Below are 15,818 nucleotides of genomic sequence, written 5' to 3' on the forward strand. Positions count from 1 at the left end.
GCAAGTCCCCTCATGGCATAGAAAAGACTCTTATTAGCTAAATAGAATAAGAGAAGAGGGTAGTGAGCAATTGGCTCGTTATCAGTGGCGATAGCTTTCAAATTGTCTTTTGGACCATGATTTTATTTTTCTCAAAGCTATTTACCGAATGACCTCAGCCCAATTAATATATATCGCGTAGTCGCGCTGGCGAACTGGATAAAATTAACTCCTAGAACGACGGCATCAATCAGCTGGTCGAGACAAACAGCGCCGTCAGCCGCTTGATGACCCACATACTGGTGGCTCTGGCGGAATTCGAGCGCGAGCTCATCAGGGAAAGGGTAATGGACGGGCTGAAGAAGGCAAAGAAGGAGGGGAAAAGATTGGGAAGGCCAAAGACATCGGTCGATGTGAAAAAAATCCTCGAACTTCGTTTAAAAGGATTGAGTTATAGGCAAATCGCGAAGGAATTGAAGGTCTCGCATACGACCGTCTCAAGGATCCTCAATGAAGATTGCGAGTCCTGCCGCATCGATGCGGGCGAGGGCAAGAACAAGTGTAACAAAAGGAGAGGGGCCTAGAGTATTAAAATAAAGGGGAGAAAACCGATAGGACGAAAAAGAGTTCTTTTTCTGGCAATCAAGCCAAGCTTGTTTAGATCGTCCTAAACTCTCGCAAACTTTCCGGTTCAACGGAGCATTAGCGCGGTTCGACAGGTTAATAGTGGTAGACCCATTTCTTATCCTCTAGAAGGCCTTGTCTGATTAGGAAACGCATAACCGCGGAAATATGCCAACATGGCCAGTTTTTCATTATCAAAACAGATAATCATTTCAAAACATATTTATTTCGCGATTCGTGGTGATCAAATAGTCTTGCATATTCCAGAGGAGGCGAATGACGAGGATCCTCTATGTGGATGACGAGCCAGGCATGCTCGAAATAGTCAAGACTTTTTTGGAGGGGACCGGCGATTGCACCGTCGAAACCGTTTTGTCCGCGGAGGACGCTCTTCGAATAATTCAGGAAAAGGAGTTCGACGTCGTCGTCTCCGACTACGTGATGCCAGGAATGACCGGCATCGATTTACTTAAAACGCTGAGACAAAAGGGTGACGATACGCCCTTCATCGTTTTCACAGGACGGGGAAGGGAAGAAGTCGTCATAGAAGCGCTCAACAGTGGTGCAGATTTTTACCTTAAGAAAGGCGGTGATCTAAGGTCACAGCTCGCCGAATTGCGTAATCTAATCAATTTTTCAAGGGAAAAGGGGCGGGCGGTGCGCGCTCTCAGAGAGAGCGAGAAAAAGTTCCGCAACCTTGTCGAACTTGCAAAGGACGGCATCGTCGTCGTTCAGGACGCGAAGATCAAGTACCTCAATGCCCAAATGGCCAATATGGTCGGTTATACCATCGAGGAGGTCTTTGCGACCGACCCGCGGAAATTGATTCCCCCAGAAGAACTCCCCAAGCTAATCGATTTCTATAGTCGGTTTGGTTCCAGTGAAAAAATCCCTTCGGAGTTCGAAACGGTCATCCTCCATAAGAGCGGAAAAAAGGTGCCAGTCGTGGTCAGCGCCGCAAGGATTGATTACGAAGAAAGACCGGCGGAATTCTTCATCGTTCGGGACATCACAGACCGCAAGAAATCTGAAGAGATGCACGCGAGGGTATTTTCACTCTTGGAAGCCGTGTTCGAGTCGACGAACGACGGGTTTCTTGTCGTAGACAGGCAGGGGCGTACGATCAAGTTCAACCGGAGATTCTTGGAACTCTGGAAAATTCCTGACTCATATGCTTCAATGATCGCCGATGAGCGGCTGGAACTCATCAAAGACCAGCTTAAAGATCCAGAAGGATTTGCCACGAAAGTGAAGTCCTTGCTGTACAGGAATCCCGCTGCCGAGACCTTCGATATTCTGGAATTCAAAGACGGCAGGGTCTTCGAGCGCTACTCGCGGCCCTTGATGATAGGCGACGAAATAGCTGGGCGTATATGGAGTTTCAGGGACGTAACCGGACGCAAGAAACTAGAAGAAGAAATTCATCGGTCAGCGGAGCTGTACCGTGCGATCTTCGAAAACACAGGGACCGCGACGATCCTAGTCGAGGAGGACATGACAATCGTTCTTGCAAATGAGGAATTCGAGAGACTTTCGGGATTTTCCAAGGAGGAGATCGAGGGCAAGATCAAGTGGACTCAGTTCGCGTCGGAAAAAGACAGACCGAGGATGATGGAGTACCACCGCTTGCGGGGGATTGATCCAAAAGCGGCACCCCGAAAATTCGAATTCAAGTTCGTCGACAGAAATGGAAAGGCGCACGACATCCTCTCGACGGTTGGCATGGTTCCCGGCACCAAATTGAGCGTCGCATCTTACAATGATATTTCTGAATTAAGAAAGGCCCAATCGCTGCTGCGAGAAGAAAAGGAAGAGCAGGAGCTGCTTCTCGACAGCATCGACACGATGGTTTGGTACGCAGCTGATCCCGAGACATACGGGAAAGTCAACAGGGCATTCGCAGATTTCCTCGGGCTCAAAAAAGAGGATTTGTGGGGAAAGAAACTATACGAAGTGCGTCCTCCGCGCGAGGCGGAGGAGTGCATTAGGTCGAATAGAGCGGCTTTCGAGAGCGGAAGGCCCGTCGAGACGTTTGAACAGTTGACGAACTTTAACGGAAGAAAAAGACTCCTCTGGGTCAAAAAAATACCAAAGCTCGGCCCCGACGGGAGGACGAATTACCTTGTTTGTAGCGCAAACGATATAACCGATCTCAAACTTGTTGAAAACGCCCTCCGGCTCGCGAACAGGAAGCTCTACATTCTCGGCAGTGTGATCAGGCATGACATCCTCAACCAGCTCACATTATTGGGAGGATATGCGGAGATGCTCAAAAACCACATAACCGATGAAAAGGGCGCAGGAATCCTTAATAAGATGCGGCACGCAAGCGAGCGCATAGAGCGAATTCTGAAATCACAGAGCGAATACGAGAAAATGGGAACGAAAGAGCCAGAATGGATCTATGTAGAGAAGATTCTCAAAAAGGCAGCCGAAGACATCGGTCTCGAGGGTATATCCCTCGAAGTGGATTTGGAAGGACTCGAAATACTTGCCGACCCCCTAGTCGGGAGGGTATTCTACAACCTGTTGCACAATTCGATCGTGCACGGGAAGAAGGTCAGCCTGATCCGGGTGTACGCTCGAATGATAGATAAGGGTATGGCGATCGTGTACGAAGACGACGGGATCGGCATACCCAAGAACCTCAAATCCGCCATTTTCGAATTGAGCGGGAGAGGAGCCCACGGGCTACATTTTGCTCGCGAGATCTTATCCCTCACAGACATGACGATCGAGGAGACGGGGGAGGAGGGAAAAGGCGCTCGGTTCGAGATCTTCGTCCCAGAAGGCAATTACAGATTTTTGAGCAAATGAAGGTTGTCTTGGATTCCCTTAGATAATGCCAGTCAAAATTGAATATTTCGTATCGATATGATATGTGTAATTTAGCTTGTATCTCTTCGTGATCAGTATTTTCGTCGGTATTATTGTAGAGGGTACACAGCCTACCGCCGATACCGAAAGACACCAGCAGGATCGTGAACTTCGGAATCTTCGGTCATAATCACTTTAACGGCACTTGCGTTCATTTCTGGTTCTATGAGATCAAAATCGTCTGTCACGGAAATGTGGAACGAAAAAGGGCACGCGAATAAGAAATTCGATTAAAAGGAGAGAACGATTTGGATGAGTTTGTAAGAACGGCATGACGCGAAGTGATGCGTAGGGTAATTACAGAGAGGGAAAACGGCAATCAGTATCATGCTATCACTAAATTCCACCAGCACGAGGCATTTCTTCGATTATTTTGGTCACCGAGGCAGGCTTTCGCAATTAGTATGATAAATCCAAATTTCACTCCATCTCAGTCCCCTTATTGAATGGAATTTTTTAAAAAGGACAACGAGGAAGAAGACTCAAAATGATCTCATTTCTTTTCGATTTGTCCCCTGGATCTACAATACAAATAAAAAATACGAAACCCTTGAATTTGAATCAGTAAATGGAAGTAAGAAGAGTCAAGTACGTTCGAAAAGTCAGGGAGAATACGCATGATCTTTACAAGCAAACGCGGGAAAAGAGCCGAGATCGCATATATCGATTATGGACAAAAATGATCAACCGGACTTTCCGTGAGTCAACTTGTGTTTTAGCAACGCGACTAGATCACTGAGAATCGCGCTCGCCGTTTCAAACTTGCCCGCCCCCCTTCCAACCACCGTAATCTCTCCCGCAAGGTCGGTTGAAAGTTGGATGATATTCAATGTGCCACCTATACTCAGAGGATGTCCAACAGGAACTAACCGCGGAGAAACTTCCAGACGCTTGCTGGAGATTTCTGCAATCAATCTGATGACCTTCCTTTCTTCCGCAGCAAGGGCTATTGCATCCTCCGTGATCCCGCTGATTCCCCTTCGCTTCACATCCTTGTATGTTTTGTCGAGGCCGAATATTGCATTCGCCAGGATCGCAGCTTTGCAGGCGCTGTCAACACCTTCGACATCGTATGTCGGATCTCTCTCAGCGATACCGATTTCCTGCGCCTCTTTCAACGCTTGAGCAAACGGCAATCCTTCCTCCCTCATGCGGTGCAGAATGAAATTACAGGTCCCGTTGAGAATGCCCCGGATGGAACTGATCCTCTCCCCCATTAAAAGCTCCCTCGAAAGATTGATCACTGGCGTCGCTCCACCAACTGTCGCCTCAAACCTCAGCTGTACCTGATTCTTTTCGGCAGTTCTGATAAGTTCTGAGAATTTGAGTGCCAGCGGGCCCTTGTTTGAAGTGACAACATCCTTACCTGATTCCATGGCTGTGAGAATGTTCGAATAGCCGGGTTCCCCGGTTAAAATGTTCGTTGGCGTGACTTCCACTAATACATCATAATCGAATTGACGAAGAATGTGATAAGACTCATCTTTCAGCTTGATCGTACCGACATTGCCTGTCATCTTTTTCCTACGTATAAGGACTTCTGGATCCAGGCCATTGCTTGAAAACTCGAGAGAAGATGAATCGAGAGCGCCGACGATTCTTACGCACTCGCCGAATCTTCTTTCAAACCAAGCAGCTCTCTCCTTAATGACTTCTGCCACACCCTGACCCACCGTTCCAAAACCAGCTATGAAAATGTCCATGTTAATCCTCCAGACTCCTAATTACGAGGAATCCGCGTTCCTGCGCTTTCATATTGAGCAATTCTTCGATCTTCTCCGAAGTCTCGCGTTTCCTCACTTTTCCAATGAGAAACGCTGCCTTTCCATTCGAAAGATGTGAAACTGAATAGCGGATATTGATCGATTCAAGGTCCTCCATCGACTCGATCTCTTTGACAATGTCATTCAATTCACCTGTACTGATATCACCAACGAGAAGATACTCGATTGAAATGGTCTCATAGATCGAGCCCAAACGAGCAACGTCTATTTCCCTTTCTTTCCAAGTTTCAAGAATTCTCTCAAGGATTTTCTCTGATTTGATCTCGAAAGTCACGTTCACAGTGATGTGCCCACCCACGACGACATCCCTGTGATGAACCACCCCCACGATGTTTCCTCCGTTAGCTGAAATCGGTTCAAGTGCAAGAACAAGCTGACCTGGGACATCCTTGAGACGAAGATCGACATTAACTTTCAATAGTAAACCTCCAATAGATTGGCATTTCGCGAGGTGTATCGCTGCGTGATACTATATAGCATTCTCTCTGGAAAATGTCTCATTTTTTAACCTTTTATTGAATTAATCTCTACATATGAAGAAAATATGTTCTCTGCGTAAAATCCAGTCTATAGATCCCAATTTTTCGCAATATCCAGTTTGTCTTGCACCATAGCTTTTCAAGAAGATTCTTGGTTAATCATATATACTTAGGAGATGAAACTCGACCCGGTTAAGAGTGATATCTTGAGAAATCCAAATCTAAAGAGGCGATCTATATCTACAATAATTTTAATCCCTTCGCCCCCATCGACGAGTAACAACAGTTAGTTTCTGAGTTATGAGAAAACAAATTATGATAAGCGCCGAGGGGGAGATTTGAACTCCCGAGGCGCATAGCGCCACGAGCTCCCCGTCAGATTGTCGACTCCAGGCTCGCGCCTTACCGGACTGGGCCACCTCGGCACTTGCCAGCTCCTTACCGCCTTTCAACATTTAAAATTTGCTTCTTGAAGGAATCTGAAAAAATATCTGAGATTTATCCCGTCACGATCATAACGCTAATCGGCGCTTCGGTGAAAATGCGATTCAGGATGTCTTTCTTGATGGCCCTTGAATTAATCGCATATACGAATAAATCAAATTCTCCCGATCTGACCCTGCTGACAATTTCGATCATGATATTTCCCTCGACAGGTTCTTCATTAACTTCAACGCCATACATTCTTCCAAGTCTCTTCAAATACAGAAGTTTGTCCTCGATCTCATGTCTCATGTCAAATGGCAAAATGATGTGCAATCCCGAATTAAGGTTAATCGCCACTCTGATAGAGAGATCAAGGCATTTTTCCGATTCCATTGAGCCGTCGAATAAAGTGAGAATCTTTCTGTATGGAAACAGACCTTTGCAGAGAAGTATCACTCGAACACCAGAAGAAGAAATTCGATTATCTGGCAACCTTTTCAGTTCCCTAAAGAATAGATCACTTGGCCGAATAGCAAGGCATGCCTCACTTTTCGATATTGCTGAATCGTGAAGGAACGATTGGATCGCATTGGATTTCTCGAGAATTATTGTCGTGCAGTCGGTGCCAGAATCTTTGAGACCATCGATTGCCTTCTGGGCAATCTTCTGATCCGTTGATGCCACGACCAGTTCTGATCCCGTATAATGAGCGAGATAACTCGCTTCGGAGAGCACGCTGGTGAGATCGTATTTATCCTCGATTATGGCGACAACTTTCGCAAAAGGCTTTGGTTTTCTTCCCTTCCCAAATAGTTTTTCTTCCATGACTGGAGGCAAAACACCAAGCGTGCAGAGTATAATGTGATCTCCCTTTTGAAGTGTTAAGTCTTTTTCCGCTGCAATCAGATGATGTCCTCTCAGAACGCCGATGATCGATGTGTTTGCTGGTAGATCCAGATCCATCAATTTTCGGCCAACAAGCTCAGATTCCTCGAGAACGATGATTTCCGAAACTCTCTGCGATTGTGGATAGATCAGATTCTCAATTCTCTTGATTGTTTCTACCAGCGGACAGATAACACTTTCCACACCATATTTCTGGAAGGCTGAAATTCTTGATGGATCCTTTACAACGATGAGGATCTTTCTTGGACAGAACCGCTCTATGAAATTCGCAATCCTTAGATTTTCATCATCATCCTCAAATGCGATGATCGCTACCTCGGCGTCTTGAATTCCCGCCTGCTGAAGGGTCTCCTCGTCATCGCATTTTCCATAAATGATCTGCGATTCTAGCAATAAATTCTTCAAATCATTAACAACATCAGAGTCGTTGGAAATGATGATGATGTTTTGCATCGAACGCGCTAGAAACTCAGCAACTTTTCCAGATCCCAAGAGGAGAATTTTCATCGCACTTCACCCCCAATTCCGAATTTCTTGAAAAGATATTTGAAAAGCGTAGGGGAAAGAACGGCGAGGATAATTGCCACAAGTATAATCATCGAGTAAGTCATACGATCCAGAATCCCTAGTCGCAGTCCAATCTCAGAGGCGGCGATCATGAGCGTCAAACCGCCAGTCAAAAGGACTCCGGTGGCAAGATTGCCCTTCATAGCGCTTCTCTTCGAGAGAACAATACATGGAATTATCTTCGCAACGATCGCGATGAGAAGAAGAGATGGAAGCAGGGCAAGCGCATTAACGTTGAGAATTGCGTCGAAATCAAAGGTAGCACCAAGATTGATGAAAAAGATCGGGATAAGAAACCCGTATCCAATCCCATATAATTTTTTCGTCAGCAATGCACCTTCCTGGAACAGGAGGGAAATCACCGCACCGGCCAGAAATGCACCGAGAATTGCCATTGCTTCTGATTTGACGATCCCCGCAATTGCGACGAAAATGAAGATAATTGCAAGTGATGCTCGAATGCCAATCTCATGAGGATCATCAGATTTGAAGAATTTTTTGAGTATGTCTGGATGATGCCAGATCGCAAGTGAACCGATCTTGTAAATCAATAAGAATGTCAGAAAAATCATGAACAGTATGATTATTGATATAGAACCAAACAAGGAATCCGCGAATTGAATGACCTGTATCCTGATCGCATAGATCGTCACAAGAAGCATCGCGCCGATGTCCGAAATCAGCGCTATAACGAGAATTCGCTGTCCAAAGGATGTCCTAGAGATCTTCATTTCGCGGATAACCGACAGTACAACAGCAACCGATGTTGTCGAAAGGATAATGGCCATGTAAAAAGGTTCAACGTTCAAATTCATCATTTTGATGAAGAGGGAGGCTAAGGGAAGAGCTAAGATGAGAGTAAGTTCAAAGATAATTGTACCAATTAGAAATCCCTTCAACCCTGCTGATTCGATCTGACCAAAATCTATCTCGAGACCTGAGAGAAACATTAGGAAGATGAGACCGATTGTAGCAAGAAATTGAACCGAAGGACCAAAGATGAGAGGCCTAGCACCAAAGAAAGTATCACAAATATAGAGCATGACACCGACAATAAGCCCAAAAGAGATTTCTCCGACGACAACAGGAATTCCTGTTCGCGTTAATAAAAGAGGTGTGATAAACGCGATGAGAGCGATTATGACTAGTGAGTAATACTCCTCAATCATGGATTATCTCCTCGCTTAATGAAATGTTTCTTAGTCTAAACGAAATTATTCTGAAAGAGACGAATAGAGAATGTTGCTCAATTCAAACGTATTGCGTAAGGTTGGACGCATTTGCCTGGCGAGACGAATTTCGGCGGGATCAACTTCAACAACAGTGATATCTTCTTCATAATACTTGTTTCTGACGATTATGTCGCCCCGAGGATTCGCTGCCTGGCTTCCTCCAAAAAATACCTGGTTCAGTTGCGTTCCCACCTGATTGACATAAACAACATATGTCGTATTCTCGATCGCCCTCGCTGGGATGACTCGTTCGAAGTAAGGTTTTGAGGTAGAAGGGGAAGCTGCGATACAAATAATGACCTCGGCCCCGAGAGTCGCGTAATATTTTGAAATTTCTGGAAAGAAAATATCATAACAGATGATCGGTCCGATTTTCACGTGATTGAACTCGAATAATCTCGGAGCGCTACCGGGACAAAAGTAAAGTTTCTCCTCAAAGGGCCCAAAATTCGCAAGGGAGAGTTTATCATACCTTTGCACGGATCCATCTGGGGAGACGAGAATTGCGCTGTTTGTGACTAACGATGTAACTCGGTCGTCCAGCACGGGCATCCCAAATAGAATACTACAACCATGCTCTTCCGCGATCCTTTCAATCTTTCTAACGCTTTCTCCTTCCGTTCCCTCAGCAACTTTAAAAAACAAATCCCTGCACATATACCCCGTAAGAAACATCTCTGAGAACACGACGAGATCTGCTTCAACTTTCCCGACGACCTTTTTAATTCTTCGAATGTTTTCTGCTTTGTCTGCTATACAGGAAGCGACTTGAGCCAATACGATTTTCATTTTTCCGGTTCGGGAATCAAATTGAGCCCATATCATCTTTTTGATTGTTTGCCCTGCTTTTTTGAAAGCACTTATTTATCGGAATTCACGTTACAAGGTCAATGCGACCGAAACTCGCTGAGGATGCTGAGCTGATCATAAAGGATTTCATCCAGCAAAAGGTTGAAGAAAGTGGTGGAAACGGTGTGGTCGTTGGATTGAGTGGTGGTATTGATTCAGCGGTCGTTTCGAAGTTGTGCGCCGATGCAATTGGTCCAGAAAAAGTTCTCAATCTCTTCATGCCTACCAAGATTTCACCGCCTTCGGACAAACAGGATGTGATTGAATTTTGCAAAAACTTCAATATGGAATTGAAGATTGTTGATATCTCACCCGCGATTGAAGGATTTGAAAAGATTCTTTCCGATCTAAACAAGAAAGAATTGATTGGTAATATCATGGCACGTTGCAGAATGATTGTTCTTTACCATGAAGCGAACCTCCGAAAGAGGATCGTCATGGGGACGAGCAACAAGAGCGAGCTTTTGATCGGCTATTTCACGAAATTCGGTGATGGTGGTTCTGATTACTGCCCGATCGGCGATCTTTACAAGACACAGGTGAGAGAGCTTGCAAGAAGGATAGGTATTCCAAAGAATATTCTTGAGAAAACACCAACTGCAGGATTGTGGTCTGGACAAACTGATGAAGGAGAGATTGGGATCTCTTACGCTGATCTCGATCAGATTTTGCTAGGCTTTGAAATGAACTTGTCGAACGATGAGATTGCTGCAAGGACCGGGCTGCCAATAAATGTAATTGAACGAGTCTGGAGAATGCATAGGTCGACTGTTCATAAGAGAAAGATGCCCTTGATTCCAAAGATTGGAATTAGGACTCTCGGACTCGATTGGCGTGAATAGATTTCAACCGTGTTTCCAACAGATTAATGAGAGTGTCAGCATCAAGAACATCGAAGATGATCTTGTCGGCCTTCTTCCCCAACGCCCATGGAAATCTTTGTTTTTCTCTGAGTTTGATACCGATCAAATCGTATCCCCTTGATGTAATAAATAGCTCAGGGCTGCTGAGCCTGAAGAAAACACCAGTTCTGATGATCGGGCCCCTTTCAATTCGCTCAACGCGTTCAATGTTTGCAATAGGGATACTTGCTCTAAAAATCCAACCTACCCTGAGAAAAAGTTGATCGTCGAGAATCTCGTGGTATGTTAACAATGGCGTTACTCCGAATAAGAAAAGAACAGCCGCCTCGAGAAACAGAACCGCAGAAAGAATGACAAAATCGATGCCGACGAGAACTAGTATAAGAAAGAGAATTAATACTTCGGCAAAAAGTATTATTAAAAGATCCAGGATATGCGACTTCTTACTGTAATAGAATCGGTGACTTGAGTTCATCGCCAGCGTGCTATGTGTCTATATAATAAGAAATATTTGCATTCAAATATCGGGAACTTCGAGATAAATGAGGATTCAGCATTCTTTTATATCGCAATAGGTGATCGCAATCTAAAATTCAAAATTTCAAATAAGCTGTATCCAACTTTCATTAATAGCACTATTGGAATTATCAAAAGTTTTAATAAAGACCATCTTATTGGCGCTTAAGTGCTCCCGTAGTGTAGTCCGGTCAATCATGCGGGCCTCTCGAGCCCGCGACTCGGGTTCAAATCCCGGCGGGAGCACTTCCGTTCATGTCTAGGTATTTTCTGGTTTAATCGACCTTTTGAAGACTCCGCTTGTTCTCTTGAGCCGACTTTCCTTCCCCCAGTTCATCTATATCTCGTCAAGAAATTTATCGCTATAGGTCTTGACCTGGCACTCTAAATGCCAAAATACCCCAGCCCAGCTGGCACTTCATCACTGTAACTGCTGCAAAACACATATTAATTGAGTCACCATTCGAGGTCAGCACAGTGGAGTGCCTGCCTTAGGACGTTAGAATTATGAAAGTGAATGAGCAAAAGGTATCTAAAATGCACACTGGCCAGAGATACCTTGGCGACAAAGGGCTCATCGCTTTGGTGGCCGTACTGTCCGCATTCGTTCCTCTATCCACTGATCTTTACCTCCCTGCTCTGCCGAGCATGAGCGATTATTTCCAAGTCTCTTCCAGTCTCACCAACCTGAGCTTGTCCCTTTTTTTTATCTTTTTCAGTATTGGAATGCTCCTCTGGGGTCCATTAAGTGATAAGTATGGGCGGCGGCCTATCTTGCTTGTTGGTCTCGCAATTTACATTGCATCGAGTGTCGCGTGTGGATTAGCATGGGATGTTTATCTCCTCATCTTATTCCGTATCTTACAGGCAGTTGGCGGCAGTGCCGGCTCTGCGGTCGCAACTGCCATTATTAAAGATGTTTACAGCGGAAGAAGACGCGAGTCGGTGCTTGCCCTCGTCCAATCCATGGTTGTCATATCACCCGCAGTCGCTCCGATCATTGGAGCGTTCATGCTTTCATTTACCTCATGGCATGGTCTTTTTTGGATACTTGGCTTGATCGGTATTGCCTCAATGGTGGGTTCCCTACTGCTAGAGGAAACCATTCCTTCCCGGTACACGGGCACTGTGAGGCAGTCCGTTCGTCAGCTTGGCACCCTCCTCAAGAACCGAGGGTTTACCTCGCTTCTTCTAACATTCTCACTGGGAAGTACCGCATCGCTTGCATTCATTGCCGAGTCATCGTATATTTACGAGGTAGAGTTCGGACTCTCAGCACAGCTCTACAGCTTCTATTTTGCCCTTAATGCCATGGGTCTGATCTTAGGCCCCCTTTTCTATCTCATCCTTTCTCGATATTTCAGTCGCAATTCGATCATTATATCCTGTTTCGCCATCATGACCCTCGCTGGTGTATTGGTCTCTTCCTTTGGCAACTTTGGACCACTGGTTTTTGCCTTTGCGCTATTACCTGCATCTTTGATGGGAAGCTGTGTGCGACCAGCTGGTGTATTCCTTATGCTCGAACAGCAAAAAGAGAACGCAGGCGCAGCCTCCGCCCTGATTAACTGCTTTGGTCTAATATTCGGCAGCACCGGGATGATTCTCGTTTCCATCGGCGGAGACAATCCCATCCTTACCCTTGGGATAATAAACATCGCAGTTGGTCTGGTATGTATCGGAGCCTGGCTTGCAATTTGTAAGGCAAACCTTGCCGTTGAAGTCAGTGAGATGCCGCTCAATGCACACTAAAATCTGTGAAGGAGACTAATTGCCGCTTTCGAACCACATGTATGAGGTCATTGAGAAAATGATCGCCGACAAGTAGAATTGAGGCTATACCTTTTCATAAGTATTTTGAAATCAATTGCTTTCTCGAATCGTATAAGATCCGCGACGCAGGTAAATTTGAAGGATCATAGGTAGAGCTGCTGCCGGGATGGCAAATGCAACAAGAGTGAAGAAATAATTTTATAATTGGCGTGTCAACACAAAAATTTTCGACTGTTAATGGTTCGACAACTTCTCGCGACGATCTAGCACATAATTGAGAATGCAAATACATTGCGCTGACGTGTATTCTCTTTCACCAAGAGAGACCTTCGTCCCCCTTCTCAAGGCAAACCTTTCCTCATTTTTCGGAAGCCCGATTTGATCTCCCAAAACAAAGACGGGGTTTTCACCAATTTCTGTCTCCCAGATGTCCGTGCCTTTCTTCTCAAGGACAAACAGATTGCGTTTCGTTTCAATGAGGGCCTGAAAACTATTTTTCTTCACGGTAATTCCAGGATGGGACTTTCCTGATAGCACTTTTCGGATGAGATTTTCCCAATGTCCCTGCTCAGGAGGCGCATCCTGAAGGAGATTGCTTTCGACGAGCAGCTCCTTCGGAGGGTCAGGAGGGCCATTCAAGATCGCATGAAAAATCACATCTTTTCTTGATGCGTAAGATTCATAAATCGCCATTAAAATGCATTGATAAACGACATCGAGCCTTCCAGCTTCATAAAGATTCTTGAACTTTCCGCTCGTTCTTCCAGTTCGCGAGTAGAGTATGAATTCCCTGACCATTCAATCGCCGTTATCTTCTGCCTGACTTATAATTACATTGTACGCCCTTGAGTGAATCGGGTTGCTGAAATTTTTTAAAAAAGCAAATCATTCCAAAGAAAATGATCAAATTGCTTGGCAACACATCGTACACAATCAGTTATTACCCGCCGAATTCCCCGATACCCGTCGACATCACAAACGAAACCGGATATTTCTCGGTATGGATAATGGGATCAGTCTTTGCATTGATCGGCGCTCTTGTATCGCTGATTCTTCGTTCTGGTAAAGGAATATGCTATGATGACGATTTACATACTACCGCTGGAAAGTCCGCGTGAGTCTTATCATTCATCCAAATTCTTCGATTAGCCTGCAAAACGATCAGTGGACATTGACTGAAGATCCAACGAAGTTTACGCTCCTACAGTCTGCACTTCTGACCTACGACTCGATCGATTCCTTTCTTTCCAACAGCTTATATTCAATTGAGTCAAGAAGAGCATTAAGACTCGCCTCGATGATATTTGTGGACACACCGATTGTCGTCCATGTTTTCTTTCCATCAGTAGATTTAATGAGGACTCGGACCTTCGCTGCAGTCGCTGATTTTGTGTCAATAACTCTGACCTTATAATCGACAAGCCTCATTTCGCGGATTTCTGGGAAGAATCTTGTAAGCGCCTTTCTTAGCGCACGATCAAGAGCGTTCACTGGTCCATTACCATCTGATGCAGTATGTTCCACGTCGCCTTTGGGATCAATGACTTTAACGATGGCCTCAGATCTCGTCGATCCTTCCGAAACATCCACCAGTACGCGAAAACCACCAAGTCTGAAATGCGGTTTCACTTCATTTCTCAATCTGCGAACAAAGAGCTCGAGGCTTGCTTCTGCCGCTTCGAACTGATAACCTTCGAGTTCCATCCTCTTCACTTTTTCAAGCAGCATCTTTGCCTCATCCCTATCGCAAACGCCTAGCTCATGCGATCTCGCTATGATTCCAGATACGCCAGTAAGCTCAGAAACCAGTATTCTCCTGCGATTTCCAACAACTGCCGGGTCAATATGCTCATATGTCTTTGGATTCTTCATTACTGCGTTGATGTGTACTCCACCCTTGTGAGCGAAAGCGCTTGAACCGACATACGGAAGTCTTGTGTCGGGGATGATATTCGCCACCTCGGCGACGAAAGATGATAGGGATGTCAATTCATTGAGGTTTTTAACAGATAATCTCTTCTTCATTTTGAATGCAAGTGCGGGAATGAGAGAGCAGAGATTTGCATTTCCACACCGCTCTCCGAATCCGTTTACGGTCCCCTGAACGAGATTGACACCCTTTTCAACGGCGGCAATTGAATTTGCAACCGCTAGTTCCGAGTCATTGTGCATATGAACACCAAGTTTTACCCTGATCCCTTTTCTCACTTCACCAAGAATTTTCGCGATTTCGCTCGGAAGGCAGCCACCATTGGTATCGCAAAGCACGATATATTCGGCACCGGCTTCTTCTGCAATTTTGAGGACTTCTTCCGCAAAAGCTCTGTTCTCCTTCCAACCGTCGAAAAAGTGTTCGGCATCAAAAAATATCCTTTTCTCCTTGGACCTCAGATAGGTGAGCGTTTCCTCAACAATCTTGATGTAATCTGACAGATCGATCGATAGTACTTCTCTTACGTGCAGATCCCAAGATTTTCCAACGATGCAGACCCAGTCAGTATCGGCTTCAATGAGCGACCTTATCATCGGGTCATCTTCGACACGCGAATCTTTCTTTCTCGTAAAGCCGAATGCAACGAGCTTCGCATGTTTTAATTCGATTTCTTTCGCCTTCTGGAAGAATTCAACATCCTTTGGGTTTGATGCAGGAATTCCTCCTTCAACAAAATCGATGCCGAAGGCATCTAGACGCGTTAGGATGTCAATTTTATCTTCGGTCGAAAAGCAGATGCCTTCGGCCTGTGCGCCGTCTCTTAATGTTGTATCATATAATTCGACATCAACAGATAAATAAATCCCTTCTTGGGAAACTGTTCATCCTTGAATCAAATGCCATGAAATGACCATAATATCGAAAGTGATAGATAAAATGTGTGATCAATAAGCTAGATTTTTTCGAAATTCCGTCGTCGATAAGATTCGTTTGTCTTTGGCTGAAAATCG

General features: G+C 45.1%; 13 protein-coding genes and 2 tRNA genes. 6 read left to right on the forward strand and 9 right to left on the reverse strand.

Annotation, left to right across the window (positions count from 1 at the left end):
• Positions 1–266 precede the first annotated feature (266 nt).
• Together H5T41_03680 and H5T41_03685 are read left to right on the forward strand one after the other, a co-directional pair.
• On the forward strand, positions 267–563 hold the full coding sequence (locus H5T41_03680; protein MBC7107877.1) for a recombinase family protein: 297 nt from the start codon (positions 267–269) through the stop codon (positions 561–563).
• Positions 564–879: 316 nt separating this feature from the next.
• Positions 880–3,420 (forward strand): PAS domain S-box protein, encoded by a 2,541-nt coding sequence (locus tag H5T41_03685; GenBank protein MBC7107878.1) that lies wholly within the window; start codon positions 880–882, stop codon positions 3,418–3,420.
• 743 nt (positions 3,421–4,163) lie between these two features.
• On the opposite strand, the gene H5T41_03690 is transcribed toward H5T41_03685, so the two are convergent.
• The 6 genes from H5T41_03690 to H5T41_03715 form a co-directional block, all read right to left on the reverse strand.
• Complete coding sequence (locus H5T41_03690; protein MBC7107879.1) at positions 4,164–5,183, reverse strand: homoserine dehydrogenase; 1,020 nt, start codon at positions 5,181–5,183, stop codon at positions 4,164–4,166.
• A gap of 1 nt (position 5,184) precedes the next feature.
• Positions 5,185–5,682 carry a hypothetical protein gene (locus tag H5T41_03695; protein MBC7107880.1) on the reverse strand — a complete coding sequence of 166 codons (498 nt, stop codon included), beginning with the start codon at positions 5,680–5,682 and terminating at the stop codon, positions 5,185–5,187.
• Positions 5,683–6,066: 384 nt separating this feature from the next.
• Positions 6,067–6,168: transfer RNA gene (locus H5T41_03700), tRNA-Ser, on the reverse strand.
• A gap of 73 nt (positions 6,169–6,241) precedes the next feature.
• Positions 6,242–7,582, reverse strand: a complete 1,341-nt coding sequence (locus tag H5T41_03705; GenBank protein MBC7107881.1) for an NAD-binding protein — start codon at positions 7,580–7,582, stop codon at positions 6,242–6,244.
• A complete protein-coding gene (locus H5T41_03710) occupies positions 7,579–8,811 on the reverse strand; it encodes a cation:proton antiporter (GenBank protein MBC7107882.1) in 1,233 nt (410 codons plus the stop codon). The genes H5T41_03705 and H5T41_03710 overlap by 4 nt, the downstream gene beginning before the upstream one ends.
• Before the next feature lie 45 nt (positions 8,812–8,856).
• Complete coding sequence (locus tag H5T41_03715) at positions 8,857–9,663, reverse strand: carbon-nitrogen hydrolase family protein (GenBank protein MBC7107883.1); 807 nt, start codon at positions 9,661–9,663, stop codon at positions 8,857–8,859.
• A 101-nt stretch (positions 9,664–9,764) separates the two neighbouring features.
• On the opposite strand from H5T41_03715, the gene H5T41_03720 reads away from it, so the two are divergent.
• Positions 9,765–10,565, forward strand: coding sequence for an NAD+ synthase (locus H5T41_03720; protein MBC7107884.1), 801 nt, complete (start codon positions 9,765–9,767; stop codon positions 10,563–10,565).
• Here the strand turns inward: H5T41_03720 and H5T41_03725 are convergent.
• The gene (locus H5T41_03725; GenBank protein MBC7107885.1) at positions 10,534–11,061 is read right to left on the reverse strand and encodes a hypothetical protein; all 528 of its coding nucleotides are present in this window, start codon (positions 11,059–11,061) and stop codon (positions 10,534–10,536) included. The genes H5T41_03720 and H5T41_03725 overlap by 32 nt on opposite strands.
• Positions 11,062–11,273: 212 nt before the next feature.
• Between H5T41_03725 and H5T41_03730 the strand changes: the two genes are divergently transcribed.
• Positions 11,274–11,348 (forward strand) — tRNA-Glu (locus H5T41_03730).
• 261 nt (positions 11,349–11,609) lie between these two features.
• On the forward strand, positions 11,610–12,854 hold the full coding sequence (locus H5T41_03735; GenBank protein MBC7107886.1) for a multidrug effflux MFS transporter: 1,245 nt from the start codon (positions 11,610–11,612) through the stop codon (positions 12,852–12,854).
• 255 nt (positions 12,855–13,109) lie between these two features.
• On the opposite strand, the gene H5T41_03740 is transcribed toward H5T41_03735, so the two are convergent.
• Complete coding sequence (locus tag H5T41_03740; protein ID MBC7107887.1) at positions 13,110–13,673, reverse strand: hypothetical protein; 564 nt, start codon at positions 13,671–13,673, stop codon at positions 13,110–13,112.
• Between the two features lie 101 nt (positions 13,674–13,774).
• Between H5T41_03740 and H5T41_03745 the strand changes: the two genes are divergently transcribed.
• Complete coding sequence (locus H5T41_03745; GenBank protein MBC7107888.1) at positions 13,775–13,993, forward strand: hypothetical protein; 219 nt, start codon at positions 13,775–13,777, stop codon at positions 13,991–13,993.
• 103 nt (positions 13,994–14,096) lie between these two features.
• On the opposite strand, the gene H5T41_03750 is transcribed toward H5T41_03745, so the two are convergent.
• Positions 14,097–15,671 carry a citramalate synthase gene (locus H5T41_03750; protein MBC7107889.1) on the reverse strand — a complete coding sequence of 525 codons (1,575 nt, stop codon included), beginning with the start codon at positions 15,669–15,671 and terminating at the stop codon, positions 14,097–14,099.
• Between the last annotated feature and the right edge of the window lie 147 nt (positions 15,672–15,818).

This window comes from Methanomassiliicoccales archaeon, from assembly GCA_014361295.1.
In the GTDB taxonomy this organism is placed as follows: domain Archaea; phylum Thermoplasmatota; class Thermoplasmata; order Methanomassiliicoccales; family JACIVX01; genus JACIVX01.